Source organism: Kitasatospora sp. MAA19 (assembly GCF_029894125.1).
Classification (GTDB): Bacteria; Actinomycetota; Actinomycetes; order Streptomycetales; family Streptomycetaceae; genus Kitasatospora.
The window spans coordinates 47,194-70,782 of sequence record NZ_JARXYZ010000001.1 but is presented as its reverse complement, the minus strand read 5'-3'; the positions used below and the strand labels follow the sequence as shown (position 1 = coordinate 70,782).

Sequence of the window (23,589 nt, the reverse complement as noted above, 5' to 3'; positions counted from 1 at the left end):
ATGCCGAGGCGCCCCTAATTGGAAATAGTTATCGTCTCCGATAATGGCCATGCTAGCCGGGGTTTGGGCCTCCCCGGCGGAGGGAAGTGAGGATTGCCTCTAACGGGTGATCCGGGGTTGCTGTTCCGGGAGGGGCCGGCTGTTCATTACTCTCGGGTAGGTGAGCACTGGAACAGATCCCCTCGCCCCGCTGGCCCAGCTCCCCGGGGTGCCCGACGCCGTGGCCGAGGTCCGCAAGGCCGTCGACCGGCTCTACGGCCACCGGGTGATGCGCCGCCGCGCGGCCGAGGTCACCTCCGAGTCCGCGCTGCGCGGCGCCCGCGCGTCGGCGGCGCTGGCCGGGGCGGACTGGCCGCTGGAGGAGGTCCGGCGCCGCAGCGACTTCAGCGCGGACGCCGAGGCCCGGACCGTCGGCGCGGCCCTGCGGATCGCCGCCGAGGCCGGCCAGCTGCTCAGCATCTGGCGGCACTCGCCGCTCCAGGTGCTGGCCCGGTTGCACCTGCTCGCCGTCGGCGACGGCGAACCGTCCGCCGGGCGGCCCCGCCGCGCGGGCGAGGGTGCCGAGGAGCTGTTCCCGCGGGAACTCAAGCCGGTGGAGAGCGTCGAGGTCGTCCAGGCGGACGGGCCGCCGCCCGCGCTGCCGCCCGCCCCGGGCGCGGAGGAGGTCGCGGCCCGGCTCGACCAGCTCTCCCGGCTGCTGGTGGCGCGCGCGGAGGGCCAGGGCGTGGGGACGCCGGCCCTCGTGGTGGCCTCGGTGGTGCACGGTGAACTGCTCGCGCTGCGGCCGTTCGGCGCGTACAACGGCGTGATCGCGCGGGCCGCCCAGCGGATCGTGCTGCTCGCCGAGGGGCTCGACCCGAAGTCGATCTGCCCGGCCGAGGTCGGGCTGGCGGAACTCGGCACCGACGCCTACCGGCGGGCCCTGGCCGGCTATCTGGCGGGCACGCCCGAGGGGATGGCGGCCTGGATCGCGCACTGCGGCAGGGCGCTGCGGCTCGGCGTGCGGGAGAGCACGGCGGTGTGCGAGGCGATGCAGCGCGGAATGGTCTGAGCGGCCCCTCGGGCAGGCGCCTTCGGGTGCGCGGGCCCGGATGTGCGGATCCGGACCTGGGGATCCGTACACGAAGATCCGGACATGAAGATGCGGCGGCACCTGATCCTGCTTGGTGCCGCCGCTGGTGCAGATCCCGGGTGACCATGCATGCACCGGAAGTGCCGATCAGACGGGGATCCTGCCCGTTCGTCTGGTCCGGCGGCCCGACAGCGGGTCGGCTGCATGTGGGTGCTCGGTCATCTGTACACGCGGTCCGTGGGGCCTTAACTGCGTTGTCGGTTTGACCTCTTCGGTCCTGACCGGGTCTCGCGGGCCGTGCTTCATTTGTATCGCGTTTCGGGCGAAAGGGGAACCCGAAATGAGAAGTCTGTGCGGAATGACCGATTTGCTGGCAGGGTCCGGTGGTGTCCATCGGTGTCTGGCGCTGTTCGGCAGCGTCCGGGGCGTCCGCGGCGTCCGGGGCGTCCGGGGCGTCCGGGGCGTGCGGCTCAGGCCGTTGGGCGGCGCCGGTGGGCCAGATACCAGATGACCCCGGCGGTCACGACGGCCGTCCCGATCGCCACGGCCGTCAGCACCGAACCGCTCGGTGCGGAGAACTCCGGGAGCCGCCGCCGCAGTTCCACCGGCCGGTCGAAGACGAGCACCGGCCACTCCCGGGCCTGCGCCTCCTTGCGCAGCGCGCGATCGGGGTTGACCGCCGACGGGTGGCCGACGGCCGCCAGCAGCGGCAGGTCGGTGGAGGAGTCGCTGTAGGCGTAGGACTCGGCCAGGTCGTAGCCCTCGGACTCGGCCAACTCCCGGATCGCGGCGGCCTTGTTCTCGGCGTAGGCGTAGTACTCGATCTCGCCGGTGTAGCAGCCGTCCTCGACCTTGAGCCGGGTGGCGATCACGTGGTCCGCGCCGAGCAGCGCGCCGATCGGCTCGACCACCTCGGAACCCGAGCTGCTGACGATCACCACGTCCCGCCCGGCCGCGTGGTGCTGCTCGATCAGTGAGGCGGCCTCGTCGTAGATGATCGGGTCGATCAGGTTGTGCAGCGTCTCCGCGACGATCTCGCGGACCTGCTGGACGTTCCAGCCCCGGGTGAGCGAGGAGAGGTACTCGCGCATCTTCTCCATCTGGTCGTGGTCCGCGCCGCCGACCAGGAAGACGAACTGTGCGTACGCGCTGCGCAGCACGGCCCGACGGTTGATCAGGCCGCCCTGGTAGAAGGGGCGGCTGAAGGCCAGCGCGCTCGACTTGGCGATGATGGTCTTGTCCAGGTCGAAGAATGCCGCCGTGCGCGGCCCGCCCGCCCGGGGGCCCGCGGGTGAGCGGAGTTGCTCGGGCCCGGTGGCCTCGCCCGGGGAGTCGTCGGCGCGGTCGTCGGCGTTCTCGGTGGTGTCCACGGGAACCGAGGATAGAGGGAGCCGCAAAACAGGCCGCCATTCGGTGTACTCGTGGGCGTGCGGGTTTGTGTTTCTGGCCGCTCGGGTACACCATGGAAGTCACGGATCGTTCGCGACCGTGCTAACCCGGTCCGGCTCCTCCCCCCCGAGTCGGGCTGTGGATAGACGACCCCCGCTCTCCCCCCCGGCGGGGGTCGTCGCACGTCCGGGGCCATTTTCAGGGCTTGAAGGCCCTTCGCGGCAGATGCTGCGGCCGACTCGTCGGCGGTCTACACGGGGTCTCGACACCCTGGTCCGTCGACCACCTTTCGTCACTCTGCGTCGCTGTTTGCTCATGGCCGCCCATGGTTCTTCGGCTGGTTCCGGTCGGTGCTCCGGGAGGCCGCGATGGTGTGCCCGCGCGGCGCCGGGAGACGGTTCGGCGGGCGGCCGACCCGGGGTGCGACGGGCCTCCGGTTCATCTCCGTGACCCCCGATCGTCAATTCTTTGCCGAATAGCCCCCCGCCCGGGTGAACGTTTTCCTCCACAGCCCACGAGTTATCCACAGGCATTCGGAACGTGGATGACGGAATCCGGATCTCCCCCCACCGTGATGGTCGGCGGCGGTCGCCGGGCGGATCTCACCTCCCTCTCCCAGAGGTCTGCCGGGCGGCCGCTCGCCGGAACCGTCCGACGCGCGCCCCGGACCGCCCCTGGCGGCCGGTGGCGCAGAGGGGAGCCCGCCATGTCGACGCCGATCGCCGACCACGCCACCACCGAAGGGCCCGGGGCCACCGGCCCGCTCGTCGTCACCGAGGACGAGGGCCTGGCCGAGCACCTGCTGCGGCTCTGCGCGGCCGCCGGCACCGAACCGAGGCTGATCCGGGGCGCGCCGCCGCCGCGCGAGGTCTGGGAGGGCGCCCCACTGGTGCTGGTCGGGGACGACCAGGCCGCCCGGTGCGCCGGGCTCGGCCGGCGCACCGGGGTGCTGCTGCTCGGGCTGGACCTGGACGACGCCGGGGTGTGGGTCCGAGCCGTCCAACTCGGCGCCGAGCACGTGCTGTTCCTCCCCGACGCCGAGGCCTGGCTGCTCGACCGGATCGCCGACGCGGCCGAGGGCGTGGGCTCCCCGGCGCTCACCGTCGCCGTGCTCGGCGGCCGGGGCGGGGCCGGGGCCTCGACGCTGGCCTGCGCCCTCGCTGTCACGGCCGCACGGGCGGGCCGGCGGACCATACTCATCGACGGCGATCCGCTGGGCGGCGGCCTCGACATCCTGCTCGGCGGCGAGGCGGTCCGCGGGCTGCGCTGGCCCGATCTGGCCGGTTCGCGCGGGCGGGTCAGCGGGGCCGAACTCGCCAGGGCGCTACCGGCGCTCAAACGGCTGTCCGCGCTGTCCTGCCTGTCCTGGGACCGCGGCGACACCCTGACCGTGCCGCCGGAGGCCATGCGCAGCGTGCTGGCCGCCTCCCGGCGGCGCGGCGGGCTGGTGGTCGTCGACGTGCCGCGCCACCTCGACGCGGCCGCCGGGCAGGCGCTGGAGCAGTCCGACCTGGCGCTGCTGGTGGTGCCGGCCGAGCTGCGCGCGGTGGCCGCCGCCGACCGGGTCGCGGCGGCCGTCCGGATGCGGCTCGGGGACGTCCGTGCGGTGGTGCGATCGCCGCGGACCTTCGGGCTCCCGGCCCATCGGATCGCCCGCGGGCTGCGGCTGGAGCTCGCGGGGGAGTTGGAGCCGGAGCCCGGGCTCGCGGACGACGTCGAGAAGGGCGTCCCGCCCGGGATCCGGGAGAGCGGCCCGCTCGCGCGCTTCTGCGAGACCTTCCTGGACGAGGTGTTGCCGCCGGTGCCGGCGGTCGGAGGAGGTGTGTACTGATGGTCCGTCTGCGTAGAACGGGCCCCACCGCACGGGCGGCGGGCGGGCCGCCGGATCGGGACGACGGTGCGCGGGAGCACCGGTCGCTCCGGAGCGTGCCGCCGCCCGGCGGGCCGCCCGAGGCGCCGCACCGGCCCTGCCCGTACGGGCGCACGGCCCGGGAGGAGCGGACGGCGGCGCTGGTGGACGCGGTACGGCTGCGGCTGGCCGAGTCGGGTGCCGCCCCGACGGCGGGTTCGGTCGCGGCGGTGCTCCGGGCCACCCGGCCGCCGCTCGGCGGGGACGAAGTCCTGGACACCGTGCGCTCGCTGCGCGCCGAACTGGTGGGTGCGGGCCCGCTGGAGCGGCTGCTGGCGGCGCCCGACGTCACGGACGTCCTGGTGAACGGTCCGGACGAGGTGTGGGTCGACCGTGGCGGCGGCCTGCACCGGGCCACCGGAGTCCGGTTCGCCGACGCCGAGGCGGTGCGGCGCCTCGCCCACCGGCTGGCCACCGCGGCCGGACGGCGGCTGGACGACGCACGGCCCTGGGTGGACGCCCGGCTGCCGGACGGCACCCGCCTGCACGCCGTGCTGCCGCCGATCGCGGCCGGTTGCACGCACATCTCGCTGCGGGTCTGCCGGCCCCGGCCGTTCACGCTCGACGAACTGGTGGCGGGCGGGGCGCTGCCGCCGGAGGGCGCCGGCCTGCTGGCCGGCATCCTGCGGGCCAGGCTGTCGCTGCTGGTGTCCGGCGGGACGGGCACGGGCAAGACCACCCTGCTCGCGGCCCTGCTCGGCCTGGTCGGGCCGGAGGAGCGGATCGTCGTCGCCGAGGACTCCGCCGAACTGCGGCCGGCCCATCCGCACGTGGTCCGGTTGCAGAGCAGACCGGCCAACCAGGAAGGTCTGGGCGAGCTCACGCTGCGGGACCTCGTCCGGCAGGCGCTGCGGATGCGCCCGGACCGGCTGGTGATCGGGGAGGTCCGCGGGGCCGAGGTGTCGGACCTGCTGGCCGCGCTGAACACCGGGCACGAAGGAGGCTGCGGCACGGTCCACGCCAACACGGCGGCGGACGTGCCGGTCCGGTTGGAGGCGCTGGGCTCGCTCGCCGGGCTCGACCGGCCCGCGCTGCACAGCCAACTCCGGGCGGCGCTCGACCTGGTGGTGCACCTGGTCCGGGAGCCGGGCTCCGGGCGGCGCCGGGTGGCGGAGATCCACACCTTGGCCGCCGGCCGCGACGGCCTGGCCGTCACCACGTCGGCGGTGGAGTTCCCGGCGGCGGGCGGTCTGGTTCCCGGGGCGGGCTGGGACCGGCTGGTCGGGCTGCTGGCGGTGCGCGGGGTGTCGCTCCCGGCGGGGCCGACGTGATGGCGGGGCCGGCTGATGCGGTGGTGGCTGATGCGGTGGCGGGGTTGGCGGGGTTGGCGGGTGCGGCCGCGCGTGCGGCGGAGCTCGCGTTCGTCCTGCTGCTGGGCGGGTGCGCGACGGGCGCCCTGGTGCTGCTCGGGGCGCGACGCAGGAAAGGCCGATGACAGGGAGGTTTTGAGATGATGAGCAGTCAGATCGCGTTCCTCTGGACCGTGGTGTTGTGCCTGCTGGCCGTCGCCGGGTGGCGCGCGGTGCAGGAGCAGCTGCCGGGCGGGCGGCGTTGCAGATCGGTGCTGGCCGGCAGCGGGCCTCCTCCCGTTCCGGCGTCGGGCCCGCCGGGGGCCGGGAGCCGCAGGTTGCGACCGCCCGGTTGGCTGGCGCCCGAACTCCTGGTGGTGCCGGCCGGGTTGTCCGCCGGGTGGGTCACGTCCTCGCCGGTGCCGGTACTCGCCGCCGTGCCGGCCGTGCTGCCGCTGCGGAGGTGGCGGCTGCGGCGGCGGCTGGCGGTGGAGGCCGGGCGGCGGGCGGTCGCCGTGGTGGAGCTCTGTGCCGGATTGGCAGGGGAGTTGCGCAGCGGGGCGACGCCGGAACAGGCGCTGCACCTGGTCACGGCGCGCCTCGCGGTCGATCCGGACGGGCTGCGCCGGCTCGGCGAGGAGCCGGTGGCGCGGCTCGCGGCGGGCCGGTACGGCGGGGACGTGCCGGGCGCGCTTCAGCTGCTCGCCGAACTGCCGGGTGGGAGTGGGGCGTCGGCGATCGCAGCCTGCTGGCTGGTCGCCTCCGACGGCGGGTCGGGGCTGGCCGTCGCGCTGGACCGGGTGGCGGAGGCGCTGCGCGGCGAGCGGGCGCTGGCGGAGGAGATCGCCGGGGAACTGGCGGGTCCGCGGACCACGATCGCCGTCCTGGCCGCCCTGCCGGCCGCCGGGCTGCTGCTGGGCGCGGCACTCGGGGCCCGGCCGGTGGACGTCCTGCTGCACACGTCGGCCGGGTTGGGCTGCCTCGCGGTGGGGGCGGCACTGGAGGGCCTGGGCGTGCTCTGGACGGCGCGCATCGTCCGGGCGGCGGCCCAGGGCGGGTTGGAGGCTCCCCGGCGGCCCGTCGGGGAGCGGGGAGGTGACGGCGGCGGGAGCTGCGGGCTTGCACGGGTGGGCGTGCGCGTGATGGCGCGGGATCGGGCTCGGGCGGAGGTGTTGTCGAGGTGATGCGGAGCGTCGAGTGGGCGGTCGTCGGACTTCCGGTGGTGCTGGCCGCCGTGGTGCTGGTGGACCGGCGGGCGCGGCAGCGGCGGGCGTTCGGGCTGGTACGGGTACGGCTGCGGGTGTCAGCGGGTGAGGAGGCGAGGAGGCGGGTGGGGCCGTCGGGTTCGGACGGTGGCGGGCGGTGGCGGCGGGTGGCCCTGGCGGTCGGCGCCGGGGCCGGCGCGGCGGTGCTGCTCGGCGGCGCCGTAGGGGTGGTCGGTGGTGCGCTGCTGGCCGTGGGCGTGCACCGGTGGTCGGCCCGGGCGCGGTCCCCGACGGATCGACGGGCGGCCCTGGAGGAGGATTTGTTGGCCCGGCAACTTCCTTTGAGTGCCGAGCTGTTGGCGGCTTGCCTCGGCTCGGCGGCCTCGCCCTCGGCGGCGGTGTCGGCGGTCGGCCGGAGCGTGGGGGCGCCGATGGGGCCCCGGTTGGTCGCGATCGGTGCCGAACTGGCCCTGGGCGCACCGCCGGAGCTGTGCTGGAGCCGTCTGGGCGAGCAGCACCCGTCGCTGGCACCGCTGGCACGGTGCCTGGTCCGGACGAGCCTCGGTGGGGCTCCGGCGGCTGGGCCGTTGATCGGGCTCGCGCAGGGGCGCCGGGCGGCGGCCACCCGGGCGGCCCACGCCAGGGTCCGCCGGGCGGGGGTGTTCGCCACCGCGCCGCTCGGGCTCTGCTTCCTGCCGGCCTTCGTCCTGATCGGCGTGGTGCCGGTCGTCATCGGCCTCACCACCCGCTTCGCCCAGGACATGTGAACGCGGGGCGGCGCCAGGCGGATCGACGGCGGGGCGTCGTCGGGAGCGTCGGCGCCGTCGGCACCGGAGACCGCGCGGCACAGATGCCGCCGGCACAGGTATCGGTATCGGAGACAGGAGAGATTCATGACCGCAGTGATCGCAACGAGGCCCGCCGGCGGGCGCCCGCTCCGGCAGTTGCCCGGGGCATGGCGGCGCAGGAGCCGCTGGGCGGCCCGCGGGATGCGCGGGGTGGCGCGGAACCGGGGCCGGTCGGACGCCGGGATGACCACGGCGGAGTACGCCGTCGGCACCTTGGCCGCCTGTGCCCTCGCGGCCGGGCTGTACAAGGTGGTGACCAGTGCGACCGTCATGGGGGCGCTGACCGACGTACTGGAACGGGCGCTTCATGCGACCTAGCCGGGCGGTGGCATGTCGCGGCGGGCACGCGTGGTCGCTGCGGCCGGGCCGTCGTGGCGATGCGGGTTTCGCCACGGCGGAGACCGCGGTGGCCTTGCCGGCGCTCGTCCTGCTCGCGGCGATGCTGATCTGGGGGGTGCTGGCGGCGGCCGCACAGATCCGCTGCGTGGACGCGGCCCGGGTCGGGGCCAGGGCGGCCGCGCGCGGGGAGGCGGACGCCGCCGAACTCGCCCGCGCGGCCGCGCCGCCGGGGGCCCAGGTACGGATGGAGGTGGCGGCCGAGGTGGTGCGGGTCGAGGTGGACGCGCCGTGCGCGGCGCCGGGCAGGCTCGGCGAACTGCTCGCGGTACGGCTGGGCGCGGCCGCGGTGGCGGCGAGGGAGGACACCCTCGTGGGGGTCGCGGGAGGAGGTGGTTCATGGCCGTCCTGACCGGGGTGAGGTCGGCGGCGCGGCGATGGGCGGGTGCTCGTACCGTCCGGGCGGCCGCTGTGGGCGGGCGCGGGCCGGACACCGGCTCGGCGACGGTCTGGCTGCTCGCCCTGGCGATGCTGGGCACGGCGGTCTTCGCCGCGACGATCGCGGTCGGTGGGGTGGTCGCCGCCCGGCACCGGGCCGAGTCGGCCGCCGACCTGGCCGCCCTCGCGGCCGCGGACCGGCTGCTGCTGGACCCGGACGGCGGGTGCGGGCGGGCTTCCGGGATCGCCGCCGCACAGGGTGCCGCTCTGGTCTCCTGCGCGGTGGACCGGGCGGGGGACGCCGTCGAGGTGGTGGCCGAGGTGGCGGTCGGCGGGCTGCCGGTGCGCCTGCCGGTCGGCCCGGCGCGGGCGAGGGCCCGGGCCGGACCGGTGCGGGCCGCGGTCACCGCCGCCGAGGACGGCCTCGGCGGGGCGCCAGGCGAGGCGGTGGCGGGCTCATGAGCCGACCGGTGGTCCATCGTCCGCGCCCGGTTCGGACCTCGGCCCGGAGCCGGCAGTCTCGGAGTCGGCAGCTCCGGCGTCCGCCGCCTCGGAGCTTGCCGCCACGGAGCCCGCCGCTTCGGAGCTTGCCGCCCCGGAGCCGGTCGCCGCGGGGGCGCCGGCCAGCAGGACGTCCAGGAGTTGAACGGCGGCGGCCTTGTCCAGCGGCTCGTTCCCGTTGCCGCACTTGGGTGACTGGACGCAGGACGGGCAGCCGCGCTCGCACTCGCAGGAGGCGATCGCCGCGCGGGTGGCCGTCAGCCATTCGGCGGCTCGTTGGAAGCCGCGCTCGGCGAAGCCGGCCCCGCCCGGGTGGCCGTCGTAGACGAACACGGTGGGCAGTTCGGTGTCGGGGTGCAACGGGACGGAGACGCCGCCGATGTCCCAGCGGTCGCAGGTGGCGAACAGCGGCAGCAGCCCGATCGAGGCGTGTTCGGCGGCGTGGGCGGCGCCGGGCAACTGGTCGAGCGGGAGGTTCGCGTCCAGCAGCTGGTCCTCGGTGACGGACCACCAGACCGCGCGGGTGCGCAGCGTGCGGGGCGGCAGGTCGAGCTTGCTCTCGCCCATGATCTCCCCGGTGGAGATCCGCTTCCGGAGGTAGCCGACCACCTGGTTGACCACCTCCACCGAACCGAAGCTGAGTCGGCCCTCGCCCCAGGGAACGGTGGTGTCGGTGTCGAGCACGGAGATGGAGGTGATGTCGCGGGCGGCCGTGGTGTACGGCGGGTCGGCCGGCTCGACCAGGGCGACGGAGTTCTCCAGGTCGAGCTCCCGGACCAGGAAGGTACGGCCCTGGTGGAGGTGGACGGCTCCGGTGTGGACGGTGGTGTGGGCGGCCGCGGCGTCCACCGTACCGAGCAGACGGCCGGTGTCGGCTTCGACGATCTGCACCGGGCTGCCACCGCTGCCGCGCAGGTCGACGGCGTCGGCCGCGCGTTCGCGGCGGGTCCAGTACCAGGAGCCGTCGCTGCGCCGGCGCAGCAGGCCGCGCCGTTCCAGGACCGGCAGCAGCGGTGCGGTGGAGGGCCCGAACAGCTCCAGGTCGGCGTCGGTGAGCGGGAGTTCGGCGGCGGCCGCGCACAGGTGCGGGGCGAGGACGTGGGGGTTGTCCGGGTCGAGCACGGTGGCCTCGACGGGCGCCGCGAACAGCGCCTCCGGGTGGTGCACCAGGTAGGTGTCCAGCGGGTCGTCCCGGGCGATCAGGATGGCCAGTGCCCCCTGTGCCTCGCGGCCCGCCCGGCCGGCCTGCTGCCAGAGCGAGGCCCGGGTGCCGGGGTAGCCGGCCATCAGGACGGCGTCGAGGCCGGAGACGTCGACGCCGAGTTCGAGAGCGGAGGTGGAGGCGAGCCCGAGCAGCCGGCCGGAGTGCAGAGCGCGTTCCAGTGCCCGGCGTTCGTCGGCGAGGTAGCCGCCGCGGTAGGCGGCCACCCGGTCGGCGAGCGGTCGGCCGAGCTGGTCCTGGGCCTGGAGGGCGACGAGTTCGGCGGCCCGGCGGGAGCGGACGAAGACGACGGTGCGGGTCTGCCGCTCGACCAGGTCGGTCAGCAGGTGCGCGGCCTCGGCGGTGGCCGTGCGGCGGACGGGCGCGCCGTGCTCGCCGACGTTCTCGGTCAGCGGCGGCTCCCAGAGGCCGAAGACCATCGGCCCGCGCGGCGAGGCGTCCTCGGTGACGGCCTGGGCGGGCAGGCCGGTCAGGCGCTCGGCGGTGGCGGCCGGGTCGGCGGTGGTGGCGGAGGCGAGCAGGAAGGTGGGTGACGAACCGTAACGGGCGCAGACGCGGCGCAGCCGCCGCAGCACCTGGGCGACGTGCGAGCCGAACACGCCCCGGTAGCTGTGGCACTCGTCGACGACCACGTAGCGCAACACCTTGAGGAAGGAGGCCCAGCGCGCGTGGGCGGGCAGGATGCCGCGGTGCAGCATGTCCGGGTTGGTGAGCACGTACGAGGCGTACTGGTGGACCCACTCGCGCTCCTCGGGCGGGGTGTCGCCGTCGTAGAGGGCGGCCCGGACCCGGGGCGGCGCGAGTTCGGCGGCCCGGCGGCGCTGGTCGGCGGCGAGCGCCTTGGTCGGGGCGAGGTAGAGCGCGGTGGCGCCGCGGCCGTTGCGGGCCTCGGTGCCGTCCAGCAGATCGCTGAGCACCGGGGCCAGATAGCCGAGCGACTTGCCCGAGGCGGTGCCTGTGGCGATCACCACAGTCTGACCGCTTTTGGCCAGTTTCATCGCTTCTGCCTGGTGCGCCCAGGGCCGCTCCACCCCGACGTCGAGCGCGGCGGCCACGATCTCGGGCCGGATCGACTCGGGCCATGGCGCATAACGCGCAGGTCGAGCGGGAAGGTGCTCCGTATGGGTGAGCCGGTCGGACCGCCCCCGGCTGGCTGACAGGGTCGTGAGCAGTGCCTCGGGCGGGCTGTGTCGGGGCGGCATGAGGACCCAGTGTGTCACCGGCGTGACGGAGAATCGTCGTAAGCCATCGTGCAGGCGTGGTCGCAGGTGGTTGAATGTGGCCGTGACGGCCGGATGGCCGTGGGTCGCAGCGCCGAGGCTTGCCACGCGTGGCTGGGCGCGCCCGGGCCCGCGACCATGCGGTGGCGGCCGGCCGGCCGAGGATCGCACATGACGTAGCAAGGCAAGGTGCTGGAGGTTCCGTGGACCTGTCCCTGTCGACCCGTTCAGTCGGCGATCGTACGGTCGTCGAGGTTGGCGGCGAGATCGATGTGTACACCGCCCCGAAGCTGCGGGAGCAGCTGGTCGAGCTCGTCAACGACGGCAAGTACCACCTGGTCGTCGACATGGAAGGCGTGGACTTCCTGGACTCGACCGGGCTCGGTGTGCTGGTGGGCGGTCTGAAGCGAGTGCGTGCCCATGAGGGTTCGCTGCGCCTCGTCTGCAACCAGGAGCGCATCCTGAAGATTTTCCGCATCACCGGCCTGACCAAGGTCTTCCCGATCCACACCTCGGTGGACGACGCGGTCAGCGCGACCGACTGACGCGGCCGGGCCGGCCCGCAGTGGTCGGCCCGTTCGCTCCACGCGTCCGGGTGCCGGGGCCTGCGGGCCCCGGTGCTTCCCGGCCGCTCCAGGGCCGGTTCCACCGGCCCGCAGGGGCCGCATCGCCGGCCCCGGTCGGAACACCCCGAGGGGGAGAGATGGCAACCGTCGAACTTCGATTCAGCGCGCTTCCGGAGCACGTGCGAACGGCTCGGCTGGTCGCCGCGGCCGTCGCCAGACGGGCCGGGGTCGACGAGTCGGTGCTCGACGAGGTGCGGCTCGCGGTCGGTGAGGCGTGCTCCCGCGCGGTCGGCCTGCACCAGCGCGGCGGCATCGGCGGCACGGTCCGGGTCGCGTTGACCGATCAGGAGAAGCGTTTCCTCATCGAGGTCGAGGACGAGGCCGGCCCTGCCGCCGTCCCGGCCGCGGGTGCCGCCGAGGGCGTGGACCCGGACGAGGACACCCTGGGCCTCGCCGTGATCACCGGCCTGGTCGAGGACCTGGAGGTCACCAACGGTGCGGACGGTGGCCTGATCCGGATGAGCTGGCCGGTCTCGGTCGAGTCCGTGGCGGTCTGAGGGCCCAGCCGCCGGGCGCCGGCTGGTCCAGCCCCAGGCAGTCCAGCCTCAGGCAGTCCAGCTCCGGGGTGGTCCAGCCCTCGGGAGCCCGTTGACAAATTGTTGAATCTGGCGGTTCGCTGCTTCCGGCACGACCGGGTCCGATCGGTGATCGGACCCGTCGCGGTGAAGGAAGACCATGCGGATTCGCATTCTGTGGCCGGCCGGGCAGACCACCGCCACGCTCGCGGGCACACCCACCGCCGAGGCGCTCTGGGCCGAGCTGCCGATCAGCTCCTCGGCGAGTACCTGGGGCGAGGAGGTCTACTTCGGCACGCCGGTCAGCGTGCCGTGCGAGGCCGACGCCCGGCAGGTCGTCGAGCCGGGCACGGTCGCGTTCTGGACCGACGGCGACAGCCTCGCGTTGCCGTACGGGCCGACGCCGATCTCGCGCGACGGCGAGTGCCGGCTGGCCGGCCCTTGCAACGTCCTCGGCGCGCTGGACGGGGAGGCCCGGGTGCTGCGCACCGTCCGGCCCGGTGGTCCGGTCCGCGTCGAGCGCGCCTGAGCGGGCCCGCACGTCCTGACGGGCGGAGGCCTGAGGCCCCGGGCGTCCGAGGGCGGGGAACCGGCAACCGGCAACCGGGAACCGGGACGCCGACATCGGCCGTGTAGGTTCGACGACCGAAGACGACCGAAACCGAAAGGCTTCTCCCGGTGAACAAGCGACTGCTGGCCGTACCCGCCCTCGGCGCGCTGCTCGCGTTCGGCGCCGTCGGCTGCGGCGACGACAACGGCAAGCAGCTGGAGGCCTGGGCGTCGAACGTCTGCGGCTCGGCCAAGGACCCGATCGCCCAGGCGCAGACCGCGCTCGCCGACACCGGCCAGGTGAAGACCGGCGAGGCCCCGGCCGACCTGCAGAAGCGGCTCTCGGCGGACATCGGGCGGCTGGCCAAGACCAACCAGGACATCGCGGCGGCCATCAACTCCGCCGGTGCGCCCAAGGTGGCCGACGGCGCGAACCTGCAGAAGGACACCGTCGCCGAGCTGACCAAGGCGGCCGACGGCTACCAGGACGTCCAGAAGAAGCTGGACGCCCTGTCCAACGCCGACCAGGCGAAGTTCGCGGACGGGCTGCGCAGCGTGGCCGACCAGGTCCAGCAGCTGGCCTCGCTGTCCACCCAGGCGCAGGGCAAGCTGCAGCGCGGCGACCTCGGCGCGGCCATGGCCAAGCAGGAGGGCTGCAAGCCCGCCGGCTCCACGGCCCCGAGCGCCGGGGCGGGCGCCACGTCGGGCGGCGGCGCGTCCGCCACCCCGAGCGCCGGGGCGGCCGGTGGGACGCCCGCGCCCGGCGCGACGGACGGCGCGAGCCCGGCGGCCACCCCGTCCACGGGCACCGACACCACCCCGGCGGCCCCGCCGGCCACCCCGTCGACGGCTCCGACCACCCCCGCGCCCAGCGCGAGCTGAGCCCAGGGCCGTCGGGCCCGTCGGGCGGGCCGGGCCCCGGACCGGACTCGACCGGCCCAGGGTCGTCGGGCCCGAGTCGTCGCGCACCTGCGCAGCCGCCCCGCCCCGGTGCGGCGGCTGCGCACCCTGCCCCGAGGGACAATGGCGGGGTGATCAGTAGCCCCGTTCTCGACCAGACCCGCCTCGCCAAGCTGCGCGAGGCGCTGCTCGACGCCTCGTTCACCGCCGACGGCTGCCTCGACCTGCTCGGGCCCACCGGCTACGCGGCGTTGGCCCGTAGTGAGGCGGTGCCGGCCCTGCGGGCGACCCGGGGCGGCAGCCCGCTGGAGACGCTGGTCCGGCTGTTCCTGCTCCAGCAGCCGGTGCCGTACCGGGCGGCCGCGGCCGCGCTGCCGGTCGAGGACTGCCTGGCCGACGGCTGGCTGCGCTCCGACGGCGAGCTGGTGCGTGCCACCGTGGACGTCCGGCCGTACGCCAACGAGGTGGCCGGGATGCCCAGTTCGGACGCCTGGGTGGTCTCCGACCTGGGCTGCGCGGTGGGTGGCGCGGGCGGTATCGGGTCCGGTGAGACCGCGCACGGGGTGGCCCGCAAGGATCTGGTGCTCGGGGTCGGCGGCGCGTCGACCACGCTGGCCAACATCACCGTGCGCCGCCCGGTCCGGGCCGCGCTGGACCTCGGCTCGGGCTCCGGCGTGCAGGCGCTGCACGCGGCCCGGCACGCTCGGCAGGTGACCGCCACCGACCTGAACCCGCGCGCGCTGCGCTTCTCCGAACTGACCCTGGCGCTGTCCGGTTTCGGCCAGACGGAGGTGCTCACCGGCAGCCTCTTCGAGCCGGTCGGGGAGCGGCGGTTCGACCTGATCGTCTCCAACCCGCCGTTCGTGATCTCGCCGGCCGGCCGGTTCACCTACCGTGACGGCGGCATGGCCGGCGACGACCTGTGCCGCAGCCTGGTCCGCTCCGCCGCCGACCACCTGGAGCCGGGCGGCTACTGCCAGTTGCTCGCCAACTGGCAGCACGTCAAGGGCGAGGACTGGCACGAGCGGCTGGCCGGCTGGGTGGCGGGCACCGGGCTGGACGCCTGGATCGTCCAGCGCGAGGTCCAGGACGTGGCCCAGTACGCCGAGTTGTGGCTGCGGGACGGCGGCGACCACCGCGGCCCCGGCGGCGACTACCAGGCCCGGTACGGCGAGTGGCTGGACGCCTTCGAGGCGGGCCGGGTCGAGGGCATCGGCATGGGCTGGATCACCCTGCGGGCGAGCGGCGCCGAGCGCCCGACCGTCCGGGTGGAGGAGTGGCCGCACCCGGTGGAGCAGCCGCTGGGCCCGCACATCGAGGAGTGGTTCGACCGGCAGGATTTCCTGCGCTCGCACGACGACGCGGGCCTGCTCGCGGCCCGCTACGTGCTGGCCGACGAGGTGGTCCAGGAGCAGGTCGGCGCGCCGGGTGCGGAGGATCCGGAGCACGTGATCCTGCGTCACAACCGGGGCATGCGGCGCGCCACCAAGGTGGACACCGTGGGTGCCGGTTTCGTCGGGGTCTGCGACGGGACGCTGTCGGCGGGCGAGATCGTGGACGCGATCGCGCAACTGCTCGGCGAGGACCGGGTGGTCCTGCGGGACCGGGTGCCGGAGTCGCTGCGGCTGCTGACCGAGCAGGGGTTCATCCGCCCGGCGGGCTGACCGGGCCGCGGTTCGAGGCGGCCGGTGCCGGTCCGTCTGGGTGGCCGGAGCCGGTCCGTCGAGGTGGCCGGGACTGGTCCGTCGAGGCGGCCGGAACCGGTTCACCGTCCCGTACTCCCTGGTTCGTCCGGCCGTCGCCGGTCGGCCGCCGCGCGTTGGCCCCCTGCTGTGAGGCTCTGTCCACAGGCTGTGGACAGAGCTGGGGAGCCGGGGGCCAGGGGTGGACACGACGACGGCGACGGTGGGCGGGCTGGTGCTCGCCCTCTTCGGTGGCGTGCTGCTGCTCTGGTGCGCCGCCGAAGTGCGCCTTCGCCACCGGGTGCGCCGACGGGGGGCGTCGGCGGTGGCCACGGTCGTCGCCGAGGACGAGGCGCACGGCCAGCTCGACAGCGCGCCGCTGCTCTCCTTCTCCGTCCTGCCGTCCGCCGGCGGGTCCGGCCCGGGCCGGATCGCCGAGCTGGTGCTCACCCGTCCGCGCGGCCACACCCCGCTGCGCCGTCCGGACCGCTTCACGCCCGGCGCCTCGGTGCGGATCTGCTACGACCCGCGCCGCCCGAGCCGGGTGGTGCTGGCGGCCGGGGAGATCGGCCGGGCGGCGGTCGCCGACCTGTTGTGGAGCGTGCTCGGCGTGGGCTGTCTGGTGGCGGGCGCCGGGCTGCTCGCGGCGGTCAACGGCTGATTCCGGAGCGCACCGCCGACCCCGCGAGGCGTTCGCCGGGAACCGCGGCCGCCGCCTCCGGCGGGTGTCCGGGCGGTCGTCCCCCAGTGCCGTCGATACTCCGTTGACAGATTTCGAAATCCGTCATTCCATCCTCCGGAACCCGCCGAAGCCCCCTTCACGGGGCGCGAACCTCCGTCATCGGGTTACCGTTCGAGTGGCGTCGGTGAGCTCGGTAACTGAAAACGCGGGATGCGTCCGTTTGACAAGGGTGGCCGGGGTACGGTCACACTCCGCTGGTGGGGTCGTCGTACAGCGGCACCCCCGGGACGGTGGAGGGGTCGGGCGGAGCGCAGCCCGGGCTGCCGGCGCCGACCAGCCCACATAAGGACCGGGAGAGAAGAGCGAAGGTGTCCCCGAGCAGCGAGACCGCGCACGGACAGCGACTCGTCATTGTCGAGTCGCCGGCCAAGGCGAAGACGATCAAGGGCTACCTTGGCCCCGGCTACATCGTCGAGGCGAGCGTCGGGCACATCCGCGACCTCCCCAGCACCGCGGCGGAGGTCCCGGACAAGTACACCGGTGAGGTGCGCCGCCTCGGGGTGGACGTCGACCACGACTTCGCACCCATCTACGTGGTCAACGCGGACAAGAAGTCCCAGGTCAGCAAGTTGAAGTCGCTGCTCGCGGAGTCCGACGAGCTCTTCCTCGCCACCGATGAGGACCGCGAGGGCGAGGCCATCGCGTGGCACCTCCAGCAGGTGCTCAAGCCCAAGGTGCCGGTGCACCGGATGGTGTTCCACGAGATCACCAAGTCGGCGATCCAGGAGGCGGTGGCCAACCCGCGCGAGCTCAACCAGCGCCTGGTCGACGCCCAGGAGACCCGCCGCATCCTCGACCGCCTCTACGGCTTCGAGGTTTCGCCGGTGCTGTGGAAGAAGGTCATGCCGAAGCTCTCGGCGGGCCGCGTGCAGTCCGTCGCGACCCGCCTGGTGGTCGAGCGCGAGCGCGAGCGGATCGCCTTCCGCACCGCCTCGTACTGGGACCTGGTCGGCACCTTCGGCACCGGCCGCACCGCGGCCGACGCGGCGAACCCGGAGACCTTCGGGGCCCGGCTCTCCTCGGTGGACGGCAAGCGGATCGCCAGCGGCCGTGACTTCGGTTCGGACGGCCGGCTGAAGGCCGGCAGCGCCAACACCCTGCACCTGGACGAGCAGGCCGCCCGGCAGCTGGCCGCCGCCCTGGAGCAGACCGCGTTCGGTGTCCGCAGCGTCGAGTCCAAGCCGTACCGTCGCTCGCCGTACGCGCCGTTCCGCACCACGACGCTCCAGCAGGAGGCCAGCCGCAAGCTCGGCTTCGGCGCCAAGCGGACCATGCAGGTGGCCCAGAAGCTGTACGAGAACGGCTTCATCACCTATATGCGTACCGACTCCACGACGCTGTCGGACACCGCGGTCTCCGCCGCCCGCGCGCAGGTCACCCAGCTGTACGGCGCCGACTACCTGCCGGACGCCCCGCGCACCTACGCCAGCAAGGTCAAGAACGCGCAGGAGGCGCACGAGGCCGTCCGCCCCTCCGGCGACCGCTTCCGCACCCCCGCCGAGACCGGCCTGAGCGGCGACGACTTCCGGCTCTACGAGCTGATCTGGATGCGCACCGTCGCCTCCCAGATGAAGGACGCGGTCGGTCAGTCGGTGACCGTCAAGGTCGGCGGCGCCTCCGCCGACGGCCGCGACGTCGAGTTCTCCGCCTCCGGCAAGATCATCACCTTCCACGGCTTCCTCAAGGCCTACGTCGAGGGCGCCGACGACCCGAACGCCGAGCTGGACGACCGCGAGCGCCGGCTGCCGCAGGTCGTCGAGGGCGACCCGCTGGCCGCCGAGCAGCTCACCCCCGAGGGTCACGCCACCAAGGCGCCGGCGCGCTACACCGAGGCCTCGCTGGTCAAGGAGCTGGAGGACCGGGAGATCGGTCGCCCCTCCACCTACGCCTCGATCATCGACACGATCATCCAGCGCCGGTACGTGTTCAAGAAGGGGACGGCGCTCGTCCCGTCCTTCCTCTCCTTCGCCGTGGTCAACCTCCTGGAGAAGCACTTCGGCCGACTGGTCGACTACGACTTCACCGCCAAGATGGAGGACGACCTCGACCGGATCGCGGCCGGCGAGGCCAAGTCCGTGCCGTGGCTGAAGCGCTTCTACTTCGGCGAGGGCGACGGTCACGCGGCCGGCGGTGCCGCCGAGGCCGGCAACGGCGACGGCGACCACCTGGGCGGCCTGAAGGAGCTGGTCACCGACCTCGGCGCGATCGACGCCCGGGAGATCAGCTCGTTCCGGATCAGCGACGACATCACCCTGCGGGTCGGCCGCTACGGTCCGTACGTCGAGCGCGCCTCCGCCGTCGAGGGCGAGCCCGGCCAGCGCGCCGACATCCCGGACGAGCTGCCGCCGGACGAGCTCACCGTCGAGCTGGCCGAGGAACTGCTGGCCAAGCCCAGCGGCGACTTCGAGCTCGGCCCGGACCCGGTCAGCGGCAACATGCTGGTGGCCAAGGACGGCCGCTACGGCCCGTACGTGACCGAGATCCTGCCCGAGGGCACGCCCAAGACCGGCAAGAACGCGGTCAAGCCGCGCACCGCCTCGCTGTTCAAGACGATGGCGCTGGACACCGTCACCCTGGAGGACGCGCTGCGGCTGCTCTCGCTGCCGCGCGTGGTCGGGGCCGACGCCGAGGGCGTGGAGATCACCGCGCAGAACGGCCGCTACGGCCCGTACCTCAAGCGCGGCACCGACTCCCGCTCGCTCACCAGCGAGGACCAGCTCTTCACGATCACCCTCGACGAGGCGCTGGTCGTCTACGCCCAGCCCAAGCAGCGCGGCCGGGCCGCCGCCGCCCCGCCGCTCAAGGAGCTGGGCACCGACCCGGTCAGCGAGCGCCCCGTGGTGGTCAAGGACGGCCGCTTCGGCCCGTACGTGACCGACGGCGAGACCAATGCCACGCTCCGCAAGGACGACGAGGTCGAGACGATCACGCCCGAGCGCGGCTACGAGCTGCTCGCCGAGAAACGGGCGCGCGGGCCGGTGAAGAAGGTGGCGAAGAAGGCCCCGGCCAAGAAGGCGACCGCGAAGAAGGCGACGGCGACCAAGACCGCCGCCACCAAGACCGCGGCCGCGAAGAAGACCGCTGCCAAGAAGACCACGACGGCGAAGGCGGCCACGGCGAAGAAGACGGCGGCCAAGAAGACCGCCGCGAGCAAGGCCGCGGCGACCGACGAGGGCTGATCCTCCGGCAGCGCTCCGCTGGTGCCGCCCCGGTGGTGCTCCGGTGCCGCCCCGGTGGTGCTCCGGCAGCGCTCCGGCAGCGCTCTGCCAGTGCCTCGGACGGCGCTCGGACAGGGCCTTCGCCCGTGCCGACGGGCCCGCGTCCCCACCTCGGGGACGCGGGCCCGAGGCCGGTCGGACTCTGTGCGCGGAACGTCACAACCCGGTGATGAGCGGGATCCGGAACCCCGTTCATCTCATTCCGGCCAACCCCCGCCCGCTACGCTGACCGTATGACGAGCGAGGAGCAGCCCACCCCCAGCGCCGCCCCGGCCGCCAGCGCCGCCACGCCCGACCTGCCCGAGGTCGCGCCGGCCGGGACGCCGGTGGAACGGGCCCGGGCGCTGCTGCGGACACGCCCCTACCGGCGCCTGTGGACCACCCAGCTGATCGGCGGCACCGCCGACCGGCTCGGCCTACTGGTGCTGCTCGCGCTCACCGTGATCGCCGCGGCTCTCGGCGGCCAGTTCGGCGACCTGCCGCGCAGCCTCGCCTTCGCCGTCGCCGCGGTCCTCGCCGTCCGGCTGGCGGCCACCGGGCTGATCGGCGTCGCGCTGCTCGGGCCGGTGCACCGGCTGGTCACGGGCCGGCTGGACCGGCGCTGGACGCTGTTCGGCGCCGACACGCTGCGCGCCCTGCTGATCGGCCTCGCGCCCTGGTGGACCGTCTGGCTGGGCTCCGGCCCGAAGCCCTCCGGCGCCGCCACCTACGTCCTGCTCGCCACGGTGTTCGTCACCGGTGCCGCCGAGCGGGTCTGGGGGATCGCCAAGGACGCCGCCGTCCCCGGCCTGCTGCCGCCCGCCAACCCGCACGCGCCCGCCGCCGAGCAGCGGCCGGCCGCCGCCAACCTGGACACCGTCCGGAGCATCGACCGCTTCACCGGCTGGGCCACCGCGCCGCTCGCGGCCGCCGGCCTGGTCGTCCTCACCCTGCTGAACAACATCGGCGCGGCGCTCGGCTCGGACTGGCTCCGGGCCCACCAGGTCACCTTCGCCGTCCTCGGCGCGGCCGGCCTGTTCGCCGCCTCGGCCGCCCGCGGCTACCTCCAGCAACTGCCCGTCGGCGCGCTGACCGTCGCCCCGCACTCGCCGCTGCAGGGCCTGCGCGCCCCCACCGACGCCACGCCGGGCCCCGCGCTGAGCAAGGGCCGCACCGGCAGCGCCCCGTACTTCACCTTCGCCGTCGCCGCCGGCTACGCCTCGATGGCCGGCGTCGCCGCGCTCGCGCTGCTCACCGCCGCCGAGCACCGGGCCGGGCCGATCGGCTACGGCCTGCTGGTGCTCGCCGCCACCGCGGCGCCCGCCCTCGGCTCCCGGCTCACCCGGGCCACGCTGCCCGCGTTCTCCCGCCGCCGCCTGCTCGCGCTGGCGCTGCTCACCGAGGGCGTGGCGCTGATCCTGGCCGGGCTGGTGCTGGACTTCGTGCTGGTCCTGGCCCTCACCCTGCTGGCCGGCCTCACCGCCGGGATCGTCGTCTCCGCCGGGCGCACCCTGCTCGCCCAGGAGGTGGAGGAGGCCCGGCTGCCGAAGGTCACCGAGCACCTGTACGCGGTGCTGCGGGTCGTGGTCGGCGCCGCGCTGGTCGTCGTCCCGCTGATCGCCGCCGTCTACGGGGACGTCGAGTACGGCAGGGTCGAGCCCGGCTCCTTCACCTTCATCCACGGCGGCGCGGCCCTGGCCGTCGCCACCTCGGGGCTGCTCACGCTGGTCCTCGCCGCCGTCGTCCTGCTGCGGACCGACGACCGGCGCGGCACCGCGCCGTTCGGCCGGGACCTGGTGGACGCGGTGCGCGGCGCCGTCGCCCCGGCATCGCACCGGGGCGCGGGCACCGGCTTCTTCATCGCCCTGGAGGGCGGCGACGGCGCCGGCAAGTCCACCCAGGCCCAGGCGCTCGCCGAGTGGATCCGCGGCAAGGGGCACGAGGTCGTGCTCACCCGTGAGCCCGGCGGCAGCCCGGTCGGCCAGCGGCTGCGCGGTCTCGTCCTGGACGTCGGCAACACCGGCCTGTCGCACCGCGCCGAGGCGCTGATCTACGCGGCCGACCGGGCCGAGCACGTCGAGAACGTCATCCGGCCGGCCCTCGCCCGCGGCGCCGTCGTGATCACCGACCGGTACATGGACTCCTCCATCGCCTACCAGGGCGCCGGGCGCGACCTGGCCGCCACCGAGGTCGCCCGGATCTCCCGCTGGGCGACCGGCGGGCTGCTGCCCGACCTGACCGTCGTTCTGGACGTCGACCCGACCCGGGCCCGGGAGCGCTTCACCGAGGCGCTCGACCGCTTGGAGTCCGAGCCCACCGAGTTCCACCAGCGGGTCCGGTCCGGCTTCCTCGCCCTCGCGGCCGCCGACCCGGCGCGCTACCTGGTCGTCGACGGCAGCCAGGCCCCCGGCTTCGTCACCACCGCCATCCGGCACCGGCTCGACCGCGAGCTGCCGCTCTCCGAGCAGGAGAAGGCCGCCAGCGCCGAGCAGGAGCGGCTCGCCCGTGAGGAGGCCGAGCGCCGCGCCGCCGAGGAGGCCCGCAAGAAGGCCGAGGCCGAGGCGGCCGAGCGCAAGCGCCAGGAGGTGCTGGAGCAGCTGCGGGCCGAGCAGGCCGAGAAGGAGCGGTTGGCCAAGGAGGAGGCCGAGCGGGCCGCCGCCGAGGCCCGACGCAAGGCGGAGGAGGAAGCCCGCCGCCGGGCGGACGAGGAAGCCCGCCGCCGCGCCGAGGAGGAGGCCGAGCGGAAGGCCGAGGAGGAGGCCCGGCTGGCCGCGGAGGCCGCTGAGCGCAAGCGTCTCGCCGACGAGGCGGCCGCCCAGGTGGAGCTCCAGCGCCAGCGTGAACTCCAGCGCGAGGAGCAGCGCCGCCGGGCGGAGGAGGCGCTGCAGCGGGCCGAGGAGGCCCGGCTGGCGCAGGCCGCCGCGCTCGCGGCCGCAGCTGCGGCGGCGGAGACGACGGCGGACCGGGCGGCGGCCGGGAGGCCGGGCGCCGGGGCGGGGGCCGGCTCGGGCTCGGGCTCGGCTGCCGGTCCGGTTCCCGGAGAGGCCGTGACCACCGAGCTGCGGGCCGTCCGGGACGTTCCGGGCGCGGGTCCTGCGGGTCCTGCGGGTTCTGCGGGCACCGTCGGCCCCGGTGGGGGCGACGAGGCGACGCGGGAGCTCTCGCTGCGGGACCGGCAGACGGCCGCCCGTGCGGCGGAGGCCGCCGACGCGACCACGCGGCTGCCGGTGGTCCCGCTGGCCGCCGCGGACGAGACGGCCGTGCTGCCGGTGGTCCCGGCCGAGGCGGACCGGACCGCGGTGCTGCCGCGGATCGAGCCGGGCGGTACGCCGTCGGGTCGTACGTCGCCGGGTCGTGCGCCGTCGGATCGGGTGCCGGGCGGTGTGGCGCCGGGCGGAGTGGTGCCGGGTCGCGCGGAGGACCGGGTGCCGCCGGGGCTGTGGCGCGAGGAGCCGGTGGACAGCACCCGCGAGCTGCCGGTGGTCGGCGCCGAGCCCGAGCCCGCCGCCGAGTCGCAGGCCACCGCCGAGCGGCCCCGGCCGGACTGGGCCGAGGAGACGCCGATGGACGACCTGCCGAGCCTCACCGACACCCTGCTCGGCACGCGCGACGAGTGGGCGAGCTGGGAGCACGGCGGTGGCCAGGCCCCGCAGGACCCGCGTGGCGGCCAGGACCCGCACGCCGGCCAGGACCCTCGCGCCGGCGGCGACCGGGGCGGCGACCGGGGCGGCGACAAGGGCGAGGGCGGCGGCAAGGGCAAGGGTCGTCGCTGGGGCCGCCGGGGCTGACCCTGGACGGCTGGACGGCTGGACGGCTGGACGGCTGGACGGCTGGACGGCTGGACGGACGACGGGCGGCGTCGTCGGGGTGGAGAGCCCCGGCGGCGCCGCCTTCGTCGTCCGGCGCGTCCGTCGTCCGATGCGGTGGGCGTCCCGCGGCGGGGACGTCC

General features: G+C 75.0%; 18 protein-coding genes. 16 read left to right on the top strand and 2 right to left on the bottom strand.

Annotation, left to right across the window (positions count from 1 at the left end; genetic code table 11):
- Positions 1-160 precede the first annotated feature (160 nt).
- Entirely contained in the window at positions 161-1,051 is an 891-nt protein-coding gene (locus tag P3T27_RS00245; RefSeq protein WP_280673390.1) for an oxidoreductase, read from the top strand.
- A gap of 491 nt (positions 1,052-1,542) precedes the next feature.
- Here the strand turns inward: P3T27_RS00245 and P3T27_RS00240 are convergent, their stop codons facing one another.
- Positions 1,543-2,442 carry an HAD-IB family hydrolase gene (locus P3T27_RS00240; protein ID WP_280673388.1) on the bottom strand — a complete coding sequence of 300 codons (900 nt, stop codon included), beginning with the start codon at positions 2,440-2,442 and terminating at the stop codon, positions 1,543-1,545.
- Between the two features lie 725 nt (positions 2,443-3,167).
- Here P3T27_RS00240 and ssd point away from each other — a divergent pair.
- The 7 genes from ssd (at position 3,168) to P3T27_RS00205 (ending at position 8,948) form a co-directional block, all read left to right on the top strand.
- The gene (gene ssd, locus P3T27_RS00235; RefSeq protein WP_280673386.1) at positions 3,168-4,292 is read left to right on the top strand and encodes a septum site-determining protein Ssd; all 1,125 of its coding nucleotides are present in this window, start codon (positions 3,168-3,170) and stop codon (positions 4,290-4,292) included.
- Between the two features lie 179 nt (positions 4,293-4,471).
- Positions 4,472-5,641, top strand: coding sequence for a TadA family conjugal transfer-associated ATPase (locus tag P3T27_RS00230; RefSeq protein WP_280674088.1), 1,170 nt, complete (start codon positions 4,472-4,474; stop codon positions 5,639-5,641).
- A gap of 179 nt (positions 5,642-5,820) precedes the next feature.
- On the top strand, positions 5,821-6,843 hold the full coding sequence (locus tag P3T27_RS00225) for a type II secretion system F family protein (protein ID WP_280673384.1): 1,023 nt from the start codon (positions 5,821-5,823) through the stop codon (positions 6,841-6,843).
- Positions 6,843-7,631: a type II secretion system F family protein gene (locus P3T27_RS00220; RefSeq protein ID WP_280673382.1), complete on the top strand. Its 789-nt coding sequence runs from the start codon at positions 6,843-6,845 to the stop codon at positions 7,629-7,631. The genes P3T27_RS00225 and P3T27_RS00220 overlap by 1 nt, the downstream gene beginning before the upstream one ends.
- A gap of 126 nt (positions 7,632-7,757) precedes the next feature.
- Positions 7,758-8,030, top strand: coding sequence for a DUF4244 domain-containing protein (locus tag P3T27_RS40945; protein ID WP_348534037.1), 273 nt, complete (start codon positions 7,758-7,760; stop codon positions 8,028-8,030).
- A gap of 88 nt (positions 8,031-8,118) precedes the next feature.
- On the top strand, positions 8,119-8,460 hold the full coding sequence (locus P3T27_RS00210) for a TadE family type IV pilus minor pilin (RefSeq protein ID WP_280673380.1): 342 nt from the start codon (positions 8,119-8,121) through the stop codon (positions 8,458-8,460).
- On the top strand, positions 8,448-8,948 hold the full coding sequence (locus P3T27_RS00205; RefSeq protein WP_280673378.1) for an Rv3654c family TadE-like protein: 501 nt from the start codon (positions 8,448-8,450) through the stop codon (positions 8,946-8,948). Before P3T27_RS00210 ends, P3T27_RS00205 begins: the two co-directional genes overlap by 13 nt.
- Here P3T27_RS00205 and P3T27_RS00200 read toward each other — a convergent pair.
- The gene (locus P3T27_RS00200) at positions 8,943-11,411 is read right to left on the bottom strand and encodes a DEAD/DEAH box helicase (RefSeq protein WP_280673376.1); all 2,469 of its coding nucleotides are present in this window, start codon (positions 11,409-11,411) and stop codon (positions 8,943-8,945) included. The two genes, P3T27_RS00205 and P3T27_RS00200, sit on opposite strands and share 6 nt — an antisense overlap.
- A gap of 221 nt (positions 11,412-11,632) precedes the next feature.
- On the opposite strand from P3T27_RS00200, the gene bldG reads away from it, so the two are divergent.
- From bldG to tmk, 8 genes are all read left to right on the top strand, one after another.
- Positions 11,633-11,974: an anti-sigma factor antagonist BldG gene (bldG, locus tag P3T27_RS00195; protein WP_030240921.1), complete on the top strand. Its 342-nt coding sequence runs from the start codon at positions 11,633-11,635 to the stop codon at positions 11,972-11,974.
- Positions 11,975-12,132: 158 nt separating this feature from the next.
- The gene (locus tag P3T27_RS00190) at positions 12,133-12,552 is read left to right on the top strand and encodes an ATP-binding protein (RefSeq protein ID WP_280673372.1); all 420 of its coding nucleotides are present in this window, start codon (positions 12,133-12,135) and stop codon (positions 12,550-12,552) included.
- Positions 12,553-12,730: 178 nt separating this feature from the next.
- Positions 12,731-13,099 (top strand): cyclophilin-like fold protein, encoded by a 369-nt coding sequence (locus P3T27_RS00185; RefSeq protein ID WP_280673370.1) that lies wholly within the window; start codon positions 12,731-12,733, stop codon positions 13,097-13,099.
- A gap of 149 nt (positions 13,100-13,248) precedes the next feature.
- Positions 13,249-14,001, top strand: coding sequence for a small secreted protein (locus P3T27_RS00180; protein WP_280673368.1), 753 nt, complete (start codon positions 13,249-13,251; stop codon positions 13,999-14,001).
- Between the two features lie 149 nt (positions 14,002-14,150).
- Positions 14,151-15,683, top strand: coding sequence for a methyltransferase (locus tag P3T27_RS00175; protein WP_280673367.1), 1,533 nt, complete (start codon positions 14,151-14,153; stop codon positions 15,681-15,683).
- Positions 15,684-15,903: 220 nt separating this feature from the next.
- The gene (locus tag P3T27_RS00170) at positions 15,904-16,362 is read left to right on the top strand and encodes a DUF3592 domain-containing protein (RefSeq protein ID WP_280673365.1); all 459 of its coding nucleotides are present in this window, start codon (positions 15,904-15,906) and stop codon (positions 16,360-16,362) included.
- 389 nt (positions 16,363-16,751) lie between these two features.
- On the top strand, positions 16,752-19,622 hold the full coding sequence (gene topA / locus P3T27_RS00165; protein WP_280673363.1) for a type I DNA topoisomerase: 2,871 nt from the start codon (positions 16,752-16,754) through the stop codon (positions 19,620-19,622).
- Between the two features lie 272 nt (positions 19,623-19,894).
- Positions 19,895-23,428, top strand: coding sequence for a dTMP kinase (tmk, locus tag P3T27_RS00160; protein WP_280673361.1), 3,534 nt, complete (start codon positions 19,895-19,897; stop codon positions 23,426-23,428).
- Positions 23,429-23,589 lie beyond the last annotated feature (161 nt).